General features: G+C 54.2%; 18 protein-coding genes and 1 pseudogene. 9 read left to right on the top strand and 10 right to left on the bottom strand.

Annotated elements, in window-relative coordinates; all coding sequences use genetic code 11:
• The first annotated feature begins 94 nt into the window (after positions 1-94).
• From LA04_RS07855 to osmB, 8 genes are all read left to right on the top strand, one after another.
• Positions 95-3,190: a multidrug efflux RND transporter permease subunit gene (locus tag LA04_RS07855; RefSeq protein WP_047651187.1), complete on the top strand. Its 3,096-nt coding sequence runs from the start codon at positions 95-97 to the stop codon at positions 3,188-3,190.
• A 270-nt stretch (positions 3,191-3,460) separates the two neighbouring features.
• A complete protein-coding gene (gene fabI, locus LA04_RS07860; protein ID WP_003856831.1) occupies positions 3,461-4,249 on the top strand; it encodes an enoyl-ACP reductase FabI in 789 nt (262 codons plus the stop codon).
• Positions 4,250-4,402: 153 nt separating this feature from the next.
• Positions 4,403-5,389 carry a CMD domain-containing protein gene (locus LA04_RS07865; protein ID WP_047651106.1) on the top strand — a complete coding sequence of 329 codons (987 nt, stop codon included), beginning with the start codon at positions 4,403-4,405 and terminating at the stop codon, positions 5,387-5,389.
• An 88-nt stretch (positions 5,390-5,477) separates the two neighbouring features.
• Entirely contained in the window at positions 5,478-7,412 is a 1,935-nt protein-coding gene (locus LA04_RS07870) for an exoribonuclease II (protein ID WP_047651107.1), read from the top strand.
• A gap of 323 nt (positions 7,413-7,735) precedes the next feature.
• Entirely contained in the window at positions 7,736-9,727 is a 1,992-nt protein-coding gene (gene pdeR, locus LA04_RS07875) for a cyclic di-GMP phosphodiesterase (protein WP_047651108.1), read from the top strand.
• A gap of 247 nt (positions 9,728-9,974) precedes the next feature.
• A complete protein-coding gene (locus tag LA04_RS07880; RefSeq protein ID WP_024907126.1) occupies positions 9,975-10,157 on the top strand; it encodes a YciZ family protein in 183 nt (60 codons plus the stop codon).
• A gap of 43 nt (positions 10,158-10,200) precedes the next feature.
• Positions 10,201-10,953, top strand: a complete 753-nt coding sequence (gene yciT, locus LA04_RS07885; RefSeq protein WP_047651109.1) for a DNA-binding transcriptional regulator YciT — start codon at positions 10,201-10,203, stop codon at positions 10,951-10,953.
• A gap of 263 nt (positions 10,954-11,216) precedes the next feature.
• On the top strand, positions 11,217-11,435 hold the full coding sequence (gene osmB, locus LA04_RS07890; RefSeq protein WP_008501216.1) for an osmotically-inducible lipoprotein OsmB: 219 nt from the start codon (positions 11,217-11,219) through the stop codon (positions 11,433-11,435).
• A gap of 105 nt (positions 11,436-11,540) precedes the next feature.
• On the opposite strand, the gene yciH is transcribed toward osmB, so the two are convergent.
• The 5 genes from yciH to pgpB form a co-directional block, all read right to left on the bottom strand.
• Positions 11,541-11,867 carry a stress response translation initiation inhibitor YciH gene (gene yciH / locus LA04_RS07895; RefSeq protein ID WP_023312064.1) on the bottom strand — a complete coding sequence of 109 codons (327 nt, stop codon included), beginning with the start codon at positions 11,865-11,867 and terminating at the stop codon, positions 11,541-11,543.
• Positions 11,867-12,604 carry an orotidine-5'-phosphate decarboxylase gene (gene pyrF, locus LA04_RS07900; protein ID WP_047651188.1) on the bottom strand — a complete coding sequence of 246 codons (738 nt, stop codon included), beginning with the start codon at positions 12,602-12,604 and terminating at the stop codon, positions 11,867-11,869. The genes yciH and pyrF overlap by 1 nt, the downstream gene beginning before the upstream one ends.
• A 185-nt stretch (positions 12,605-12,789) precedes the next feature.
• The gene (gene lapB, locus LA04_RS07905) at positions 12,790-13,959 is read right to left on the bottom strand and encodes a lipopolysaccharide assembly protein LapB (RefSeq protein WP_023335944.1); all 1,170 of its coding nucleotides are present in this window, start codon (positions 13,957-13,959) and stop codon (positions 12,790-12,792) included.
• Between the two features lie 6 nt (positions 13,960-13,965).
• A complete protein-coding gene (locus LA04_RS07910) occupies positions 13,966-14,274 on the bottom strand; it encodes a LapA family protein (protein WP_023312067.1) in 309 nt (102 codons plus the stop codon).
• A 148-nt stretch (positions 14,275-14,422) separates the two neighbouring features.
• Positions 14,423-15,190 carry a phosphatidylglycerophosphatase B gene (gene pgpB / locus LA04_RS07915; protein ID WP_047651189.1) on the bottom strand — a complete coding sequence of 256 codons (768 nt, stop codon included), beginning with the start codon at positions 15,188-15,190 and terminating at the stop codon, positions 14,423-14,425.
• Positions 15,191-15,387: 197 nt separating this feature from the next.
• Here pgpB and ribA point away from each other — a divergent pair, with 197 nt between their 5' ends.
• The gene (gene ribA, locus LA04_RS07920) at positions 15,388-15,978 is read left to right on the top strand and encodes a GTP cyclohydrolase II (RefSeq protein WP_008501210.1); all 591 of its coding nucleotides are present in this window, start codon (positions 15,388-15,390) and stop codon (positions 15,976-15,978) included.
• A 37-nt stretch (positions 15,979-16,015) separates the two neighbouring features.
• On the opposite strand, the gene acnA is transcribed toward ribA, so the two are convergent.
• From acnA to cysB, 5 genes and pseudogenes are all read right to left on the bottom strand, one after another.
• A complete protein-coding gene (gene acnA, locus LA04_RS07925) occupies positions 16,016-18,691 on the bottom strand; it encodes an aconitate hydratase AcnA (protein WP_047651110.1) in 2,676 nt (891 codons plus the stop codon).
• A 161-nt stretch (positions 18,692-18,852) separates the two neighbouring features.
• The gene (gene ymiC / locus LA04_RS24960) at positions 18,853-18,951 is read right to left on the bottom strand and encodes a small membrane protein YmiC (protein ID WP_032623144.1); all 99 of its coding nucleotides are present in this window, start codon (positions 18,949-18,951) and stop codon (positions 18,853-18,855) included.
• 138 nt (positions 18,952-19,089) lie between these two features.
• Positions 19,090-19,260: a hypothetical protein gene (locus tag LA04_RS24725; RefSeq protein ID WP_021240301.1), complete on the bottom strand. Its 171-nt coding sequence runs from the start codon at positions 19,258-19,260 to the stop codon at positions 19,090-19,092.
• A gap of 2 nt (positions 19,261-19,262) precedes the next feature.
• Complete coding sequence (locus LA04_RS07940; protein WP_213327741.1) at positions 19,263-19,403, bottom strand: YmiA family putative membrane protein; 141 nt, start codon at positions 19,401-19,403, stop codon at positions 19,263-19,265.
• 338 nt (positions 19,404-19,741) lie between these two features.
• A pseudogene (gene cysB, locus LA04_RS07945) lies at positions 19,742-20,717 on the bottom strand (HTH-type transcriptional regulator CysB).
• Between the last annotated feature and the right edge of the window lie 10 nt (positions 20,718-20,727).

Raw genomic sequence — 20,727 nt, forward strand, 5'->3', positions numbered from 1 at the left:
CCGTTGCTCCACACAGCCTCCACAAACCGCCCACTTCCGCTAAACAGGTGCGCGGTAGACTTTCTACCTCACTCTTTTGCACAAAAATAACCCAATGCCTCATTTTTTTATTGAACGCCCCGTTTTTGCCTGGGTAGTGGCGCTGTTTATCGTCTTGACGGGTCTCCTGTCTATTCCCCGTTTACCGGTTGCGCAGTATCCGGCGGTGGCACCGCCGGGAATCATTATTTCCGTCAGTTACCCGGGGGCCAGCCCCGATATCATGAATACGTCGGTGGTGTCGTTAATAGAGCGCGAAATCTCTGGAGTCGATAACTTGCTCTATTTCGAATCCACCAGTGACACAACCGGTTCGGCATCGATTACCGTCACGTTTAAACCGGGTACGGACATCAAGCTGGCGCAGATGGATCTGCAGAATCAGATTAAGATCGTCGAGCCTCGTCTACCTCAGGCGGTAAGGCAAAACGGCATTAACGTCGAGGCCGCTAATTCTGGATTTTTAATGATGGTGGGGCTGAAGTCCGCGACGGGTCAATTTGAGGAAGCCGATTTAAGCGACTATTTTGCCAGAAACGTCAGTGACGAGCTTCGTCGCGTGCCCGGCGTAGGGAAAGTTCAGCTGTTTGGCGGCGAAAAAGCGCTGCGCATCTGGTTGGATCCCATGAAGCTCCACGGCTACGGGCTTTCGGTGAGCGATGTTCTTACCGCCGTTGGCCAGCAAAATGCCCTTGTTTCGCCCGGTAAAACGGGAGATGAGCCAGCGTCTGCAGGACAAGGGGTAACGTATCCCATCACCGTAAAGGGACAGCTCTCCTCGGTAGAGGCGTTCAGCAATATCACCCTGAAATCTGACGCATCCGGCGCCCGCCTGAAATTGTCCGACGTTGCGCGGGTTGAATCTGGCCTGCAAAGCTACGCCTTTGGTATCCGTGAAAATGGTGTACCCGCAACGGCGGCGGCAATCCAGCTCTCGCCTGGCGCCAATGCGATGAGCACGGCTTCCGGCGTACGGGCGCGCATCGACGAGCTTTCCCGGGTGTTACCTGAAGGAATGGCGTTTACGGTTCCCTTCGATACCGCGCCGTTTGTGAAACTTTCTATCATGAAGGTTGTTCAGACATTTGTAGAAGCGATGGTTCTGGTCTTCCTGGTTATGCTGCTGTTTCTGCACAAGATACGCTGCACGCTTATCCCGGCGATTGTTGCTCCCGTCGCACTGCTTGGCACCTTCACGGTGATGTTACTGAGCGGCTACTCCATCAATATTCTGACGATGTTCGGCATGGTGCTGGCGATAGGGATTATCGTTGATGATGCCATCGTGGTCGTAGAAAACGTTGAACGGCTGATGGAAGAAAAAAGCCTCTCCCCGCGTGACGCCACGCGGCAAGCCATGCAGGAAATCACCCCGGCGATTATTGGCATCACGCTGGTGCTTACCGCCGTCTTTATCCCCATGGGGTTTGCGGAAGGATCCGTCGGGATTATCTACCGACAATTTTGTATTTCCATGGCGGTTTCCATACTGCTGTCCGCGTTTCTTGCCCTGACGCTGACGCCGGCCCTGTGCGCAACGTTACTCAAGCCGCATAAGGCAGAAAAGAGCGGAGGCGGAAGGTTCGCAGTCGGGTTTAACGCGCGCTTCCGTTCGCTCACCGCCTGTTATGAAGCCGGGCTGGGTGCCGTTCTGAAGCGAACCGGGCGTATGCTGCTCCTGTACGCTGCGCTTTGTGCTGCGCTGTTTCTGGGATTGTCTTCGTTACCGTCGTCTTTTCTGCCGGACGAAGATCAGGGCTACTTTATGTCCTCCATCCAGCTGCCTTCTGATGCCACGATGCAGCGTACCCTCAACGTGGTTAAAAAATTTGAAGAGGAAATTGCGGCCCGGCCGGATATTGAAAGCAACATTATGATCCTGGGGTTTGGATTTTCAGGTTCAGGACCAAATTCGGCTATGGCCTTCACCACGCTGAAAGACTGGAAAGATCGGCAGGGGTCGACGGCCCAGGGTGAAGCCGACCATATACAGGCCAGCATGGCGAACGTCTCTGATGCCGTCACGATGAGCCTGCTCCCGCCAGCCATTTCGGATATGGGCACCTCGTCGGGCTTCACCTGGTACGTGCAGGACAGAGCGGGTCAGGGCTACGAGGCGTTAAAGCGCGCTGCCGACGCGCTGGTCCTGCAGGCCAACCAGCGCCCTGAACTGAGTGACGTGTATATAGACGGGCTTCCGGAAGGAACAAGCCTTGCGCTCCAGGTGGACAGAGAAAAGGCGGAAGCGATGGGGGTCTCATTTGATGAAATCAACCAGACGCTCTCCGTCACCCTGGGCTCAAATTACGTCAATGACTATACGAATAACGGCCGCGTTCAGCAGGTGATTATTCAGGCCGATGCGCCATACCGAATGCAGCCTGAGCAGATACTGGCATTATCAGTGAAAAACCGGATGGGACAGATGGTGCCGGTATCAACGTTTGCCACGCTTTCCTGGAACGTTGCGCCGCAGCAGCTGACGCGTTATCAGGGATATTCGGCTATTCGCATTACCGGAAATGCGGCGCCGGGAGCATCCAGCGGCACCGCAATGAAGGTTATGGAGAGTTTGTCCAGAGATTTACCTCAGGGCATGGCTGGCGAGTGGGCCGGGAGTTCATTGCAGGAGAGAAAATCGGAATCTCAGCTTCCGGGCCTTATCGTGCTGTCGATACTGGTCGTGTTTATGGTGCTGGCCGCCCTGTATGAGAGCTGGTCTATTCCATTTGCGGTCATGCTGGTCGTTCCGCTGGGTCTTATCGGCGCGGTGATCGCGGTGTCCGCCGCCGGCATGACGAATGACGTTTTCTTCAAGGTTGGCCTGATTACGCTTATCGGCCTGTCGGCAAAGAACGCCATTCTGATTGTGGAGTTTGCCAGGCAGCTCCATCGCCAGGGGCAGCCCCTGCTGGCGGCAACCATTCATGCCGCCGGCCAGCGCCTGCGCCCCATTCTGATGACGTCGTTAGCCTTCACCTTAGGGGTTGTTCCGTTGATGCTGGCCAATGGTGCGAGCGACAGTACGCAGCATGCCATCGGTACCGGCGTATTTGGCGGCATGATTAGCGGTACGCTTCTCGCCATTTTCTTCGTGCCGGTTTTCTTTATCGTCATCGCGCGCTTCATCGACAACCTCAGGAAAGCGTGAATCCCCGTGCGGGATCGCGCTTCCTCGCTGGTTGGATGAGGTGAACCTGTTGCCGGGTGATATACTGGACGAATGCTGAAATTTTGAGCCCCCGCGAGTCCGCGGCGCTTTCTTCGGGGCAGGCGTCTTCGGAGAAGAGCAAGAAATATCGTGACACAAGGGGCTGTGAGTGGGCTATAATTTCGAGCTAATTTCGAATGATTTTGAAATACTGCCTGTAACGCTATGAATTACAAGGCAAAATTAGCAATGAATATAAGGATTAAAGCTATGGGTTTTCTTTCCGGTAAGCGCATTCTGGTGACTGGCGTTGCCAGCAAACTGTCCATCGCATACGGCATCGCACAGGCAATGCATCGCGAAGGCGCTGAGCTGGCGTTCACCTACCAGAACGACAAGCTGAAAGGCCGTGTTGAAGAGTTTGCCGCGCAGCTGGGTTCCAGCATCGTTCTGGAATGTGACGTTGCACAAGACGAAAGCATCGACGGCATGTTTGCTGAACTGGCAAAAGCATGGCCGAAATTCGACGGTTTCGTTCACTCCATTGGCTTCGCTCCTGGCGACCAGCTGGACGGCGACTACGTGAACGCGGTTACCCGTGATGGCTTCAAAATCGCTCACGATATCAGCTCCTACAGCTTCGTTGCGATGGCGAAATCCTGCCGAGCGATGCTGAACCCGGGCGCAGCCCTGCTGACCCTGTCCTACCTGGGCGCTGAGCGTGCTATCCCTAACTACAACGTTATGGGCCTGGCGAAAGCCTCTCTGGAAGCCAACGTACGCTACATGGCGAACGCAATGGGCCCTGAAGGCGTGCGCGTTAACGCCATCTCTGCAGGTCCTATCCGCACCCTGGCAGCTTCCGGTATTAAAGATTTCCGTAAAATGCTGGCACACTGCGAAGCGGTTACCCCGATTCGTCGTACCGTTACCATTGAAGATGTGGGTAACTCTGCAGCATTCCTGTGCTCTGACCTTTCCGCTGGTATCTCCGGTGAAGTGGTTCACGTTGACGGCGGCTTCAACATCGCGGCAATGAACGAGCTGGAAATTAAATAAGCTGTGACTCTCTTCCCGCACGGGAAGAGAGTTTTCCCCCCGCACCACCCCTTCGTTATTCCGTTCTGCTATTTGTTATCACCTAACAATATTTTTCCCTTTATCTGCCTTACGCCAGGATATTGATCGCCATTTTGAGATCAAGGAACGCACATGGAACAACGCCGTTTTTCCGGCAAAGGCCACTGGTATCACGAGACCCAGTCGAACCACGCGCAGACGGATGTTCTGCCTCTGGTGCCCGAAGCCGCTAACGTCGACGATCGTTTTTTGCTCGATTTAGCCCTGCCTGATGAGATTGTCGCCGCCTGTTCTGGCTGGCTTACCCCTGCCCGAGCCTTGTGCCACCAGCTGTTTCCGCTCTCGATTCCCGTGAACCGCCTGCATACGCTCAGCGCCTACGATCGGCTCAGCACCGCGCTAACGGTCGCCCAGGCCTGTGGCGTTCAGCGGCTCTGTAACCATTACGCCGCCCTCCTCGCCCCGCTTCCCGGCCCGGACTCCTCGCGCGAAAGTAACCGACGTCTGGCGCAAATTACGCAGTATGCCCGCCAGCTCGCCAGCTCTCCTGATGTCATTGATGATAAAGCGCAGAACCAGCTTGATGAGGTTGGCCTGTCAATCTATGACATTGTGGTGATTAACCAGATTATCGGCTTTATCGGCTTTCAGGCGCGCGTGGTCGCGGTTTTTCAGGCGCTGTTAGGACACCCCGTTCGCTGGTTGCCGGGCCATCATATTCAGCCGCACACGCTGCCCGCGAGCCACGCCGCCTGGGTTCCGCTTTTGCCCGTCGTCGAGCTGCGCTATGCGAGCGCGCATCAGCTTGAGTCGCTGTCCCGCTGGCAGGCAGAACCCGCGCTGGAGGCCCTGACGCCGGTCCTTTGCCACGAGCCGTCGCTGTTCGACCTGACCGGAGAGATCCTGTTAAACACCCGCGACGCGATCCCGCTGACGTCCCCCGCACTTTCGGCGGCGGTCGAACTGCTGACGCGCTCTCCGGACCGCTTCAGCGCCGCGCAGTTTACCCCGCTCACGGATCAGGGGCTCCCCGGCGAACATGCCATCATGCTGCTTACCCGGAGCGCGTTTGACGGCTGGCTCAATCGTTTGAAAGTCGCGTTTGGTAAAGAGGAATAACCATACTAATTACCCAAAGAGCGCTTGCTGAGACAGTGAGAATCGCGTAAAACTGTCAGCCGCTCAATGGCTACGAAAATAGAACATTATGTTTCAGGACAACCCGCTGCTAGCGCAGCTTAAACAGCAACTGCATTCCCAGACGCCGCGTGCAGAAGGGGTCGTAAAAGCCACGGAAAAGGGCTTTGGCTTCCTTGAGGTTGACGCGCAGAAAAGCTACTTCATTCCGCCTCCGCAGATGAAGAAAGTGATGCATGGCGATCGCGTCATGGCCGTCATTCATACCGAGAAGGACCGCGAGTCTGCCGAGCCGGAAGAACTGATCGAACCGTTCCTGACCCGTTTTGTGGGTAAGGTGCAGAGAAAAGACGATCGTCTTTCCATCGTGCCAGATCATCCCCTACTGAAAGATGCCATTCCCTGCCGCGCCGCCCGTGGCGTTGAGCATGATTTTAAAGAAGGTGACTGGGCCGTAGCAGAAATGCGCCGTCATCCTCTGAAAGGCGATCGCGGTTTTTATGCTGAGCTGACCCAGTTCATCACCTTTGGTGCCGACCATTTCGTGCCATGGTGGGTCACGCTGGCACGCCACAATCTTGAAAAAGAAGCGCCGAACGGCGTAGCGACCGAGATCCAGGACGAAGGTCTGACGCGCCGCGATCTCACCGCACTGGAGTTTGTCACCATCGACAGCGCCAGCACGGAAGATATGGATGACGCACTGTATGCTGAAGAGAGCGCCGATGGCAAACTGCATCTGACCGTTGCCATTGCCGATCCAACCGCCTGGATTGCCGAAGGCAGCAAGCTTGATGACGCGGCGAAAATCCGTGCGTTCACCAACTACCTGCCGGGCTTCAACATTCCGATGCTGCCGCGCGAATTGTCAGACGATCTCTGCTCGCTGCGTCCAAATGAAGTGCGCCCGGTCCTTGCCTGCCGCATGACTATCGCCGCAGATGGCGCGATTGAAGACGATATCGAGTTCTTTGCCGCCACCATCGAATCGAAAGCCAAGCTGGCCTACGATAACGTCTCCGACTGGCTTGAAAATACCGGTAGCTGGAAACCTGATTCCGACGCCATTGCCGCGCAAATCCGTCTGCTGCATCGCATCTGCCTGAACCGCGGCGAGTGGCGTAAAACCCATGCGCTGGTGTTTAAAGATCGTCCGGATTATCGCTTTGTTCTGGGTGAGAAAGGCGAAGTGCTGGACATCGTGGCCGAACCGCGACGCATTGCGAACCGCATCGTTGAAGAGGCGATGATTTCCGCCAACATCTGCGCCGCACGCGTGCTGCGCGACAAGCTGGGCTTTGGCATTTACAACGTCCACACCGGGTTTGATCCGGCGAATACCGAAGCGCTGGCGGCCCTGCTGAAGAATCACGATGTGCACGTTGATCCGGAAGAAGTGCTGACGCTGCCGGGCTTCTGCAAGCTTCGCCGCGAACTGGACGCGCAGCCGTCGGGTTTCCTGGACAGCCGCATTCGTCGCTTCCAGTCCTTCGCTGAAATCAGCACCGAGCCTGGCCCGCACTTTGGTCTTGGCCTCGCAGCTTACGCCACCTGGACATCGCCGATCCGTAAGTATGGCGATATGGTTAACCACCGTCTGCTGAAAGCGATTATCAAAGGTGAAACCATTGCCCGTCCTCAGGAGGACACCACGCTGCAGATGGCCGATCGTCGCCGTCTGAACCGCATGGCCGAGCGTGACGTTGGAGACTGGCTGTACGCACGCTTCCTGCAGGATAAAGCCGGTACGGATACCCGTTTCGCCGCAGAGATCATCGATATTAGCCGCGGGGGTATGCGTGTCCGTCTGGTCGATAACGGTGCTGTCGCGTTTATTCCTGCGCCGTTCCTGCATGCTGTTCGTGACGAAATGGTCTGTAGCCAGGAAAACGGTACCGTGCAAATTAAAGGTGAAACAGTTTACAAAGTCACCGACGTGATTGACGTTACTATCGCCGAAGTTCGCATGGAAACCCGCAGTATTATCGCGCGTCCTGTCGCCTGATAACCGGTTCAATTGTCGGTCATTTCCTCTGCGGAAAGGCCGACAATTTTTCTTTTTATCCCCGCCACAAAATCATTATTTTTCCTTACTATTTTCAGTATCCCTTCGCCCAAACCCGCCATAATTATCTACAGTAAAAGAGTGTTGTTATATTCGGTTATGTGAATTTCTATACGCTCCGTACCTTTTTTAACCTGACTCGTTTTATTATAAGAAAGCAGGGAAAAACAACAGGTTCACTTCGGTTTTGCCGCTGTTTCTCAACGGAAAAGTCGACAGCAAATGAATAATTTGTGCGCTTATGAACAGCTGCGGGAGAAAACATGATGGACGATCTGGAGCAGAATTTGCTGTTTCGCTACATGGGCACTCACAGCCCGTGGTGGCGCCTGTCAGCTGACAGCAACGCTCTGCACCTTTCCACCAGCGAAAATGCCGATGTCACTCAGGTCGTGGCGCTGGACGATGAACAGGCCGATCTCATCCGTCATTTAACCGTTATTACCTCCAGCATTTCCATGACGCTCTCGTTATTCGGGGAAGACCTCCCGGTTCATCTTGTGGGCCGTAAGATTACCCGCAACGAGTGGGCAGGCACCGCTTCCGCCTGGAACGATACGCCCTCCGTGGCGCGCGATCTGGCTCAGGGGCTCTCTTTCGCGGAGCAGGTTGTATCAGAGGCCAACTCCGTCATTGTTATTCTCGATAAGCACGGCAATATTCAGCGTTTTAACCGGCTTAGCGAAGAGTACACCGGCCTGAAAGAGCAGGAAGTGATTGGTCAGAACGTGTTTAAGCTGTTTATGAGCCGCAGCGAAGCGGCAGCCTCAAAGCGCAATATTACCGGTTTTTTTCGCAACGGCAGCTCCTACGAAGTCGAACGCTGGATCAAAACGCGTAAGGGTCAGCGGCTGTTTCTGTTCAGAAACAAATTCGTCCACAGCGGCAGCGGTAAAAATGAAATTTTCCTTATCTGTTCCGGGACCGATATTACCGAGGAGCGCCGCGCTCAGGAGCGGCTGCGCGTGCTGGCCAATACCGATACCATCACCGGCTTGCCAAACCGCAATGCGATCCACGACCTGATTTCTGACGCCATCGCCAGCCGCGGCGATACGCAGGTTGGCGTCGTGTATCTCGATCTGGATAACTTTAAAAAGATCAACGACGCTTACGGGCATATGTTTGGCGATCAGCTTTTGCAGGCTGTCGCTCTCGCGATTTTGAGCTGTCTGGATGAGGAACAGGTTCTTGCGCGTCTTGGCGGCGATGAATTTATCGTCATGGCCACAAATACCTCTCAGGGCTCTCTGGAGGCGATGGCGTCACGCATTTTAACCCGTCTTCGTCAGCCGTTCCGAATCGGTCTGATTGAGATTTATACCGGCTGCTCTCTGGGTATCGCCCTCGCACCACAGCACGGGAACGACCGGGAAAGCGTCATTCGAAACGCCGATACCGCCATGTACACCGCCAAAGAGAACGGCCGGGGCACGTTTTGCGTCTTCTCACCCGAGATGAACCAGCGCGTGTTTGAATATCTCTGGCTGGATACCAACCTGCGTAAGGCATTGGATAACGATCAGCTGCTGATCCACTATCAGCCGAAAATAACCTGGCGCGGGGAAGTCAGAAGCCTTGAAGCGCTGGTCCGCTGGCAATCACCAGAACGCGGCCTGATCGCGCCGCTAGAGTTTATCTCTTATGCCGAGGAGTCGGGTCTAATTGTGCCGCTGGGCCGCTGGGTGATGCTTGATGTGGTTCGTCAGGTGGCAAAATGGCGCGATAAGGGAATAAACCTGCGCGTGGCGGTGAACGTCTCTGCACGCCAGCTGGCCGACCAGACCATCTTCAGCGACTTAAAGCAGGCGCTAAAGGATCTGAATTTTGAATACTGCCCGGTCGACGTCGAGTTGACCGAAAGCTGTCTTATCGAGAATGAAGAGCTGGCGCTGTCCGTGATCCAGCAGTTCAGCCGACTCGGGGCGCAAATTCATCTAGATGATTTTGGCACCGGCTACTCTTCCCTTTCTCAGCTGGCCCGCTTCCCTATCGATGCCATTAAACTCGATCAGGCTTTTGTCAGGGATATTCATAAGCAGTCCATTTCACAGTCGCTGGTGCGCGCTATCGTCGCGGTAGCGCAGGCGTTAAATCTGCAGGTGATTGCCGAGGGTGTGGAAAATGCAAAAGAAGACGCCTTTCTGACCAAGAACGGCGTCAACGAACGGCAGGGTTTTCTGTTTGCTAAGCCGATGCCCGCTGCCGCATTCGAGCGATGGCTAAAACGATATCAAGCGCGAAATCAACGTTAACTGGCTTTACGCAGGCCCGCCGCGTGATAGCGATTTTGCAGGGTCACCAGTCGCTGCCCCCCCGTGAGGCCGCAGCATCATCCAGACCGTGTGACGCTCCGCCTCGCAATAACCTGACATCTGCATGAAGGGGATTAAATTTATCACTTACGTTTATGTAATTTAGTTATTGTATTTTTTCCCTTCTCTTTTGATCCTAATTTCTGCATCATTGAAAATATTAACTTTTCGCGCCTGGGGTGAGATTATGTCGACTATTGACGCACAAGCTGTAGCACAACGAATTGATACCGTGCTGGATATCCTAGTGGCGGGCGATTATCACTCTGCTATCCGGAATCTCGAGATCCTGAAGTCTGAACTTCTTGCTCAGAATGGTGCTGACAATGCGCCAGAAAACAGACAGCCAAAAGCGCCGTGGGAAGTTTAACCCCACCGTCTCCGACCTCGTTTCGCTTTATTAAATGGATGCTATGAATTCCCGACAACAACTCATTTTGCAGATGGTCATCGATCAGGGACGCGTAAGCGTAGTCGATCTCGCTAAAACCACCGGCGTTTCTGAAGTCACCATCCGTCAGGATCTTAATCTGCTGGAAAAACAGAGCTATCTGCGTCGCGCGCACGGATATGCTGTCCCGCTGGACAGTGACGACGTTGAGACGCGCATGATGAATAACTACGCGCTCAAACGTGAACTGGCGGAATTTGCCGCGTCCCTGGTGAACAACGGCGAGACCGTCTTTATTGAAAACGGCAGCAGTAATGCCCTTCTGGCGCGCACGCTTGCCGATCAAAAAGACGTTACCATCATCACCGTCAGCAGCTATATCGCGCACTTGCTCAAAGAGACGCGCTGTGAGGTGATTCTGCTCGGCGGTATTTACCAGAAAAAAAGTGAAAGCATGGTAGGCCCGCTGACCCGTCAGTATGTTCAGCAGGTTCATTTCAGCAAGGCCTTTATCGGGATTGACGGCTGGCAGCCGGAGACAGGTTTTACCGGCCGGGATATGATGCGCTCCGACGTGGTGAATGCCGTGCTGGAAAAAGAGTGTGAAGCTATTGTGCTCACCGACAGCTCCAAATTTGGCGCCGTTCACCCATACACGATGGGCCCGGTTTCACGCTTTAGCCGCGTGATTACCGACGAAAGATTGAGCGACGCGCACCGTAATACACTGGAAGATGACGGGCTGATCGTCAATATTATTAAAACGACCGCCTGAGTCCCCTCCGCGCCCGAATTTCGGGCGCATACGCCCTTCTTTCTCTGAGATGATTCCTGGTACTTCTTTAAGAGTTTTTACCTGTTTAACCTGCATTAAAGTCGTAAAATTAATGTTAGCGATATAACAGGAAGTGACTATCACCTGCGTGATTACGTAACGCCTGCGCGACCAGCTTTCACGGAAAACAGAATTAAGTATTCGATTCGTCTATACTTAACGTGTACATCTTTCCGTGAATCGATAATTCAGGAGAAAGTATTATGACCTTAACCAGCAAAAAATTAGCCGCCGCTGTTCTGGCAATCACTGTAGCAATGTCCCTGAGCGCGTGCTCTAACTGGTCTAAACGTGACCGTAACACCGCTATTGGTGCCGGTGCCGGTGCTCTCGGTGGTGCAGTATTAACGGATGGTAGTACGCTGGGTACATTAGGTGGCGCTGCTGTCGGTGGTATTATCGGTCACCAGGTTGGCAAATAATTATTATCTAAGCCTTCCCCGGTATTGCGATATTTGAACGCATTTCAGGTCTGACATACGCACGTATATAATACGAGCCACGGCATCTGCCGTGGCTCATTTATTTTAACCGCCTGCCAGTTTGACTTTCATACCTTTGGCTTCCAGCAGAGATTTTATTAAATCGCGCTTATCTCCCTGGATTTCAATAATGCCGTCTTTCACGGCGCCGCCGCAGCCACATTTTTTTTTCAACTCGGCCGCCAGCTTTGCCAGTTCAGCATCATCCAGGTCAATGCCGGAGATGAGGCAAACCCCTTTCCCTTTTCGTCCACTGGTCTGGCGCTGGATCCGAACGATGCCGTCCCCCTTAGGACGTTCCACTTTCGCTTTCGGCTCGTCTATACGCCCGCTATCGGTTGAATAGACCAGACGGCTGTTGGAATCGGTCATTACGCCCCCTTTTTCAGCGATGCGTTGATAGCCTTAAGCGTCTCAGCCGGGTTGGCAGACTGCGTCACAGGACGCCCGATGACCATGTAGTCAACGCCAGCAGCCAGCGCCTGCTCAGGCGTCATAATACGGCGCTGATCGCCCACTTCGCTGCCTGCAGGACGGATACCCGGCGTAACCAGTTTAAAATCCTGGCCCAGCGCTGATTTGAAACGTACCGCTTCCTGCGCGGAGCAGACGACGCCATCCAGGCCGCAATGCTGCGTCAGACGCGCGAGACGTTCGGCATGCTCGGCGGGTGACAACGTCACGCCCAGGTCGCGAAGATCGTTTTCGTCCATACTGGTCAGCACCGTGACCGCAATCAGCAACGGTGCATCTTTACCGAACGGCAGAAGCGCCTCACGGGCGGCCGTCATCATTCTTGCCCCACCCGATGCGTGGACGTTAACCATCCATACGCCCAGCTCTGCGGCTGCGGCAACGGCGTGCGCCGTGGTATTCGGGATATCGTGGAATTTAAGGTCGAGGAAAACGTCAAAGCCGCGCTGCTGAAGATCGCGAACGATTTGCGGTCCAAACAGCGTGAACATCTCTTTGCCAACTTTCAGACGGCAGTCGCGAGGGTCGATGCCGTCGACAAACGCCAGTGCAGCGTCACGCTGATTGTAATCAAGCGCAACAACAACAGGAGAATCCGTAATTACGCGGGAAGTGGAGGATGTAACAGACGTCATGACCAGCCCTTTTCGTCTATGGGCGCGCAGCGGCGCGGAACAGATAAACGGCCAGCATTCTACCTGCCGACGCCGCAAATTGACAGGATCCATTTACGCGCCTGCCAGACCGGCAAACCGCACGGAGTTCAGGACAAGGGAAAAATCTTCAGTATGTTGTAACTAAAATGGAGCGTTTTAAAAAATTACTGCCCGTCCAGACCGCGGATTGGCTTGATGGTGGACCAGGCGCGGCAGGAAGGACAGTGCCAGTAGAGCGTATACGCGGTAAAACCACACTTCTGGCAACGATAGCGCGGCTTGCTGCGCACCTGCTCGCCAACCATATCGCGCAGCACCATCAGACTCTCTTTGGCTCGCCCTTCTTCTGCGTCGTTCAGGTGGTAATCCATCAGCTTGTGGAATACCCGCATGGTTGGATGGCGCTGCAGCTGGCGCGTAATATAAACCTGCGCGGTGTCGCTTCCCTCATACTGCTCAACGACGTCCGAGAGCATCAGTTCAGCGGTGGCGCCGGTATTCTCTTCCACGCAGCGACGCAGGAACGCTACCCACTCTTCCTGCTTGTCTAGCTGTTGATAGCAGGTTTGCAGCATTTCCAGCGTTTCACTGACCAGCTCTTTGTCCTGGTCGATAACCCGCAGCAGGCTTTCAACGGCTTTGGCGTAGTCGCCATTCGCCATAAAGACGCGCCCCATCATGATGGAGATACGCGCGCTGTTGCGGTCCGCGGCGGCGCCTTTCTTCAGCAGCGCCATGGCTTTATCCATGTCGTCGTTGCCCATCTGCTGAAGAGCAAGCTCACAGTAGAAATGGGCGATCTCAACGCGCTGCTTATCTTTACCCAGCTTCACCAGACGTTCAGCGGTATCAATGGCTTTCTGCCAGTCGCTGGTGGCCTGATAAATCTGCAGGAGCTGCTGCAGCGCGCCGATGCGAAAATCTGTTTCATCAACCAGCTGCGCGAACATATCTTCAGCGCGATCGTATAACCCCGCGGCCATGTAATCCCGCCCCAGCTGTTGCACCGCCAGGAGGCGTTGATCGTAGGTCAGCGAGGCGCTTTCCATCAGGGTCTGGTGAATACGAATGGCGCGATCGACCTCGCCGCGCGAGCGGAACAGGTTGCCCAGGGTGAGATGCGCTTCAACCGTCCCCGTATCCTCTTTCAGCATATCGAGGAACAGATCTACCGCTTTGTCCTGCTGATTACTCAGGAGGAAGTTCACCCCCGCAACGTAGTCGCGGGAGAGTCGGTTGGCCTCATCCTGTTTTGTTTGTTGCGCACTTCTGCGGCCCATATACCAGCCATAGGCTGCGGCTACAGGCAAAAGCAGAAACAACAACTCCAGCATAGTCGATTATTCCTTCACGACCGGCACACCAGAGCTTTCCGGGATGTCAGACGCAGGGGCAATATTATTTTCGAGTCGCTTAATTTTACGTTCAGCGCGCGCAAGAGAAACACGGACTTTCAGCCAGAACAGACCGCAAACCAGCCAGCCAATGGCAAAGCCGGCAGCAAATAGGACCGCCAGCAGGCTCGAGACGCGATACTCACCCTGAGCCAGCAGATAGTTAAACGTCACCTGCTGATCGTTTTGTGCACCCAACGTGACTGAAATGACAAAAATCGCCAATACCAGTAAGAAAATGAGTAAATATTTCACATTACTTCCCGTTATGTGGTTCAAGCGAATAAAGTGTGTTCAACTCACCGCAATCAGCCTTATAAACTACCATTTTAGCGACGAGCGCGAAACGGAAAAAGTGACGCGCAGGTCATGGATCTATGGGCAAAATGCGGAATATCAACCGTCAGGCGTCTGTCTGGTCCCTTTCGGCTATTTCTTCTTTCTCTTCTGGCGGTGGCGTTAGCGGGCCGCAGAATCGTTCAGTGAGCCAGGTCGCCATCATAATCAGCAGCCATGAGATGAGCGTGGCGACGACCAGGTCCCGCGGCCAGTGCATCCCCAGCAGCAGGCGGCTGCCCATAACCCCCGTCGCCCAGACCAGTAAAATCACGATAGTGATCGTTCGACGCCTTGGCCAAAGCAGCCCAACCCCCAGCAACGCCCAGCTGGCCGCAAACATGGTGTGACCGGAAGGAAACGCGAACCCGGTCTCTTTCTGCCAGTGTTTACGCAAGAATTTCGGGATATCCTGCTGTTCCGCAAGCTGTTCTTTCACCAGCGCGCCACGATCTTTACGCTTTAAATTGTAGAACTCATCTACCGGAACATGATGCGTTTTTTCCAGCCAGACGACAAAAGGACGCGGTTCCTGAACGCGATCTTTAACCCAGGACTTCACGCCCTGACCGACAAGGATAGCGCCCCCGAGTATCGCAAAGAGCATCAGCGCCGCGCGCAAGCGAAAGCGCAGGCACCACAGAAACCAGGCGCAGAGGAGTACGTGGGTAATTATTCCCCACGGCTGGGTGACCGTTTCCGTTATCCAGTATAACGTTTTCAGCCACATGGCGTTCTGCCCGGGCTGCCACATCCAGCCTGAAAGCCATACGGCCAGAGGCATAATCAGTAAAATGGCCGCACCTGCTGCCGTACGTCTGGCGATTGAAAGCATGTCTTCTCCTTTTTCGCTAAGCGTCACAATCATAACCGAAATTAATCCTCCGGGTGGATATGTCGGATCGTGCGTTTAACGTTCATATAGCATGGTGCCCATTAGGCGAACCTGCTGAGCTTGTGGCAAAATGAACTGATACAGAAAGCAAAACAGGGCAAAGGCACGAAACGTGTCAGCCTACTCTGGAGAATCACATGCAGCTTAAACGTGTGGCAGAAGCCAAACTGCCAACCCCATGGGGCGATTTCCTGATGGTGGGTTTTGAAGAACTGGCAACCGGACAGGATCATGTCGCGCTGGTGTATGGCGACATTTCAGGGCAGACGCCGGTGCTGTCCCGCGTCCATTCAGAGTGTCTCACCGGCGACGCGCTGTTCAGCCTGCGCTGTGATTGTGGTTTCCAGCTGGAAGCCGCCCTGTCTCATATTGCAGAAGAAGGCCGAGGTGTGCTGCTTTATCACCGTCAGGAAGGTCGTAATATTGGTCTGCTGAACAAAATCCGCGCCTACGCGCTTCAGGACCAGGGCTACGATACGGTTGAAGCAAACCATCAGCTTGGCTTTGCCGCTGACGAACGCGACTTCACCTTGTGCGCCGATATGTTCAAGCTGCTGGGCGTGGACGAAGTTCGACTGCTGACCAATAATCCGAAAAAAGTGGAGATCCTGACCGAAGCGGGGATCAACATCGTCGAGCGCGTACCGCTGATTGTCGGCCGTAACCCGAAAAACGCCCACTACCTTGATACCAAAGCCGCCAAAATGGGCCATCTGCTGAAAGAGTGATGCTAAAAAGCCCGGCACGCGTGCCGGGCTCGTTTCATCAGTCCAGCATCTTACGAATCACATAATGTAAAATGCCGTCGTTCTGGTAATAGGTCAGCTCGGTTGCCGTATCAATACGGCACCGGCAATCCAGCACCTCGGTTTTCCCGTCTGCCCGCGTTAACTTCACCGGCACCGTTTTCCCCGGCTGCAGGTTTTGCAGACCGCTAATCTCAATCTGCTCTTCCCCGGTCAGTCCCAGCGTTTTACGCGTCACGCCCTGCGGAAACTCGAGCGGCAGGATCCCCATGCCGATCAGGTTCGAGCGGTGAATACGTTCGAACGATTCGGCGATGACCACGCGAACGCCAAGCAGACGCGGACCTTTCGCCGCCCAGTCGCGGCTGGAGCCGGAACCGTACTCTTTCCCGGCGATCACCGCCAGCGGCGTACCTTCCTGCTGATATTTGACCGCCGCATCATAAATCGAAACCACTTCCGTCCCCGGCAGATGGCGGGTCATCCCCCCTTCCACGCCCGGTACCATTTCGTTACGAATGCGTATGTTGGCAAAGGTCCCGCGCATCATGACTTCATGATTACCGCGACGCGAGCCGTAGGAGTTAAAATCGCGGCGTTCGACGCCCCGGCTCTGCAGATAACGGCCCGCCGGGCTATCAGCTTTGATACTCCCCGCCGGAGAGATATGGTCGGTCGTGACGGAATCTCCCAGCATCGCCAGTATGCGCGCGCCGTGGATATCCTTAAGCGGTGCCGGCTCGGCCAGCATCTCATCAAAGAACGGCGACAGACGAATATAGGTCGAGTCATCCTGCCAGTCGTAGGTATCTGAGCCCACGACGTTGATGGTTTTCCACTCCGGCGTGCCTTCAAAGACCTCCGCATACTCTTTGCGGAACATCTCGGTTGAGACCTTTTCAACGGCCAGCGCGATTTCACGCGAAGATGGCCAGATATCTTTCAGGTAGACAGGATCGTTCTTGCGATCGTGACCAATCGGATCGGTCGCCAGGTTGATATTCATGTTCCCTGCCAGGGCATACGCCACAACCAGAGGCGGCGAGGCCAGCCAGTTGGTTTTCACCAGCGGGTGGATACGCCCTTCAAAGTTTCGGTTACCGGACAGGACCGCGCCTACCGTCAGGTCACCCTGCTTAATCGCCGTTTCAATCGGTTCAGGCAGCGGGCCGGAGTTACCAATACAGGTCGTACAGCCGTAGCCCACGAGGTTAAAGCCCAGTTCGTCAAGGTACGGCGTCAGTTTGGCCTGCGCCAGGTAATCCGATACCACTTTGGAACCCGGTGCCAGCGAGGCCTTGACCCATGGCTGAGGTTTTAGCCCAAGCTCTACCGCCTTTTTAGCCAGCAGACCGGCCGCCATTAATACGCTGGGGTTCGAGGTGTTGGTGCAGGAGGTAATGGCCGCAATCACAACCGCGCCATCCGGGAGCTGATACTGATGTCCGTTCAGAACATAGTCGACTGGACGGTGATCTTTCTGCGCCACGTTCACTTCCAGTGCATTGCTGGCGGCAAAGGCTTTTGGCACGTCACTCAGCGCAACCCGATCCTGCGGACGTTTCGGTCCGGCGAGGCTCGCCTCAACGCTTCCCATATCGACTTCAAGCGTGCTGGTGAAGACCGGTTCATCGCCCGGGTTTCGCCACATGCCCTGCGCTTTGGTATAGGCCTCGACCAGCGCGACCTGCTCTTCGCTGCGCCCGCTAAGGCGCATGTATTCCAGCGTGACGTCATCGATGGGGAAAAAGCCGCAGGTTGCACCGTATTCCGGCGCCATATTGGCAATAGTGGCACGGTCGGCCAGCGGCAGCGAATCCAGTCCGTCACCGTAGAATTCTACAAACTTGCCCACCACACCATGCTTACGCAGCATCTGGGTGACGGTGAGCACCAGATCGGTGGCGGTAATGCCTTCAGACAGCTTGCCGGTGAGCTTGAAGCCCACCACGTCAGGGATAAGCATGGACACCGGCTGGCCGAGCATGGCCGCTTCCGCTTCGATACCCCCAACGCCCCAGCCCAGCACGCCCAGACCGTTGATCATGGTGGTATGGGAGTCCGTGCCCACCAGCGTGTCCGGATAGGCGACCCACTCTTTATCCTGCAATTCACTCCAGACGGCTTTACCCAGATATTCAAGGTTCACCTGGTGACAAATACCGGTACCCGGCGGGACCACACTAAACCGGCTGAACGCCTGCTGCCCCCACTTCAGGAACACGTAGCGCTCGTGGTTGCGTTCCATCTCCAGACGCACGTTCTCGCCAAAGGCGTCGTCATCACCAAAGCGGTCAACGGTTACGGAGTGGTCAATGACGAGGTCAACAGGGGAAAGCGGATTCACTTTTGCCGTATCTCCGCCGAGACGCTTAACGGCCTCGCGCATCGCGGCTAAATCAACGACGGCAGGAACACCGGTAAAGTCCTGCATCAACACCCTTGCCGGGCGGTAGGCGATTTCTCTGTCGGCATGGGCATTTTCAAGCCACCCTGCCAGCGCCTGGATATCGTCGAGGGTGACAGAGTCACCGTCCTGCCAGCGCAATAGATTTTCCAGTAAAACTTTCAATGACTTGGGTAAACGCGAAATGTCCCCAAGCGTTCTGGCAGCCAGCGGCAGGCTGTAGTAATGCCAGGTTTTATTTTCTGCCTGTAACGTGTCCTTACTGGCTTCGCGTAGGGTTAACGACATAAGCTCCTCCTTAATCACAGAGATGCCCCGACAATCATCAGGGCCGTAATTAAAGATAACACAAAGATGTCGTAACGTTTTGATAACAACCCAAATTGATAAATTTAGGATTGGTCCAGAAAGGAAAAACAAAAAACCCCGCCGTAGCGAGGTTTTACAATTTAGTGGAGGGCCAACCAGATGAGCTGACTCCAGAACAGAATCGACACGGTAAAAACGCCGATCCATGACCAGTATTTGTGAGACGTCATGTTATTCATCATAGGGACACCAGGCATTATTTATTAAAAGTTCCGAGGTAAGTCCTCAGTGCTATATTGCTGATGTGTATTTATTAAAGAGTACAAAAGTGCAGAGTCGATATTCAGACTATTTGCATCATTACGCAATTAACTAAATTATTGTTTTTTGGGTTCGTCTTCTGCGAACACATCAATAAACGCTTGCTGCTGCGGCGTCAGTTTCCAGGACGCGGGTACAACAGTCGCAGGTGCTTTACGCCCTCTGTGGCCGTTGTCACGATGCTGACACATCTGTTTTACCGAAGCTGTACGTACCGTCACTGCCATATTTAACCCCAATATTTCCAGGCCAGGAGAGCAACCACCACCCAAAACAGGGTAGAGACGAGAAAGACCGCCAGCCAGGCTTTACGCTTGAGCGCAGGATCCCTTTGCGGTTCTTCACTTCCTGAAGGCATTGCTAACCTCATACAATCGATATCGCTTATCATTTAGGACCAAACAATTGGTACAATTAATCATCTGTTGAGATAAATCCTAAAGAAACTTTAGCCGAAAAGCCAGTGAATTTACGCACCGGGAGGTATGAAATATTCAATCTTTTGACCAGAAATAAATAATTGAAAAGAAAAATTTGCGAAGGCGTAAATTAGTTTCTACTTTTGTCGCCAATTCACGACATTATAACCATACGGATTAAATGGATAATGACATTATATGACAGGGGATACGTAGATGATGATAATTCTAATTTAGCTTTGAGGCGTTATTTCGGTATCTTTCCGTAAGGGAAAGATACCGGGTGTGATTATTTTTCGGGGAGTTTGATGTCTTTAAACATCTCTTCAATATCTTCATTTGAGCGTAATGCAACGGCGGTATCCACCACGTCACGCGTTAAATGAGGGGCAAAGCGCTGAATAAAATCATACATATAGCTGCGCAGGAAGGTGCTGCGACGGAAGCCAATCTTTGTGGTGCTATGACTGAAAACATCATGCGCATCAAGACGCACCAGGTCAGGGTCTGACACCGGATCCACCGCCATGCTGGCAATAACGCCCACTCCCAGACCAAGCCGCACATAGGTCTTAATCACGTCGGCATCCGTCGCGGTAAAGACAATGCGCGGCGTTAACCCTGCCCGGTTAAAGGCCGTATCAAGCTCGGACCGTCCGGTAAAGCCAAACGTATACGTTACCAGCGGATATTGCGCCAGCTCTTCGATAGTGACCGACCCTTTACCCGCCAGGGGGTGATCGGGGGTCACCACAATAGAGCGGTTCCAGTGATAGCATGGAAGCANTCACCAGATCGTCATACAGGTGGAGCGCTTCCGTGGCGATGGCAAAGTCTGCATTACCCTTGGAGACGGCTTCAGCAATTTGCGTTGGCGAGCCCTGGTGCATATGCAAAGAGACGCGAGGATAACGCTCGATAAAGCCTTTGATAACGCCGGGTAGCGCATAGCGCGCCTGGGTATGCGTCGTGGCAATATACAGCGAGCCTTTATCCGGCCAGGTGTGTTCCCCTGCCACCGACTTAATCGCATCGACTTTGGAGAGGACTTCCCGCGCAATGCGGATGATTTCCTGCCCCGCAGGCGTCACCTGAGTGAGATGCTTACCGCTGCGGGCAAATATCTGGATACCTAACTCGTCCTCCAGCATACGAACTTGTTTGCTGATGCCCGGTTGCGAGGTATACAACCCCTCGGCGGTAGAAGAGACGTTAAGGTTATGATTCACCACCTCAACGATATAACGAAGCTGCTGTAATTTCATGCCAGACCAT

Origin of the sequence: Enterobacter sp. UCD-UG_FMILLET, from assembly GCF_000762975.1 — a bacterium.
Lineage (GTDB): Bacteria > Pseudomonadota > Gammaproteobacteria > Enterobacterales > Enterobacteriaceae > Enterobacter > Enterobacter dykesii.

Coding starts and splice junctions, on each gene's coding strand:
- LA04_RS07855 (WP_047651187.1), top strand. CDS start 95: ATGCCTCATTTTTTTATTGAACGCCCCGTTTTTGCCTGGGTAGTGGCG.
- fabI (WP_003856831.1), top strand. CDS start 3,461: ATGGGTTTTCTTTCCGGTAAGCGCATTCTGGTGACTGGCGTTGCCAGC.
- LA04_RS07865 (WP_047651106.1), top strand. CDS start 4,403: ATGGAACAACGCCGTTTTTCCGGCAAAGGCCACTGGTATCACGAGACC.
- LA04_RS07870 (WP_047651107.1), top strand. CDS start 5,478: ATGTTTCAGGACAACCCGCTGCTAGCGCAGCTTAAACAGCAACTGCAT.
- pdeR (WP_047651108.1), top strand. CDS start 7,736: ATGATGGACGATCTGGAGCAGAATTTGCTGTTTCGCTACATGGGCACT.
- LA04_RS07880 (WP_024907126.1), top strand. CDS start 9,975: ATGTCGACTATTGACGCACAAGCTGTAGCACAACGAATTGATACCGTG.
- yciT (WP_047651109.1), top strand. CDS start 10,201: ATGAATTCCCGACAACAACTCATTTTGCAGATGGTCATCGATCAGGGA.
- osmB (WP_008501216.1), top strand. CDS start 11,217: ATGACCTTAACCAGCAAAAAATTAGCCGCCGCTGTTCTGGCAATCACT.
- yciH (WP_023312064.1), bottom strand. CDS start 11,867: ATGACCGATTCCAACAGCCGTCTGGTCTATTCAACCGATAGCGGGCGT.
- pyrF (WP_047651188.1), bottom strand. CDS start 12,604: ATGACGTCTGTTACATCCTCCACTTCCCGCGTAATTACGGATTCTCCT.
- lapB (WP_023335944.1), bottom strand. CDS start 13,959: ATGCTGGAGTTGTTGTTTCTGCTTTTGCCTGTAGCCGCAGCCTATGGC.
- pgpB (WP_047651189.1), bottom strand. CDS start 15,190: ATGCTTTCAATCGCCAGACGTACGGCAGCAGGTGCGGCCATTTTACTG.
- ribA (WP_008501210.1), top strand. CDS start 15,388: ATGCAGCTTAAACGTGTGGCAGAAGCCAAACTGCCAACCCCATGGGGC.
- acnA (WP_047651110.1), bottom strand. CDS start 18,691: ATGTCGTTAACCCTACGCGAAGCCAGTAAGGACACGTTACAGGCAGAA.
- ymiC (WP_032623144.1), bottom strand. CDS start 18,951: ATGAATAACATGACGTCTCACAAATACTGGTCATGGATCGGCGTTTTT.
- LA04_RS24725 (WP_021240301.1), bottom strand. CDS start 19,260: ATGGCAGTGACGGTACGTACAGCTTCGGTAAAACAGATGTGTCAGCAT.
- LA04_RS07940 (WP_213327741.1), bottom strand. CDS start 19,403: ATGAGGTTAGCAATGCCTTCAGGAAGTGAAGAACCGCAAAGGGATCCT.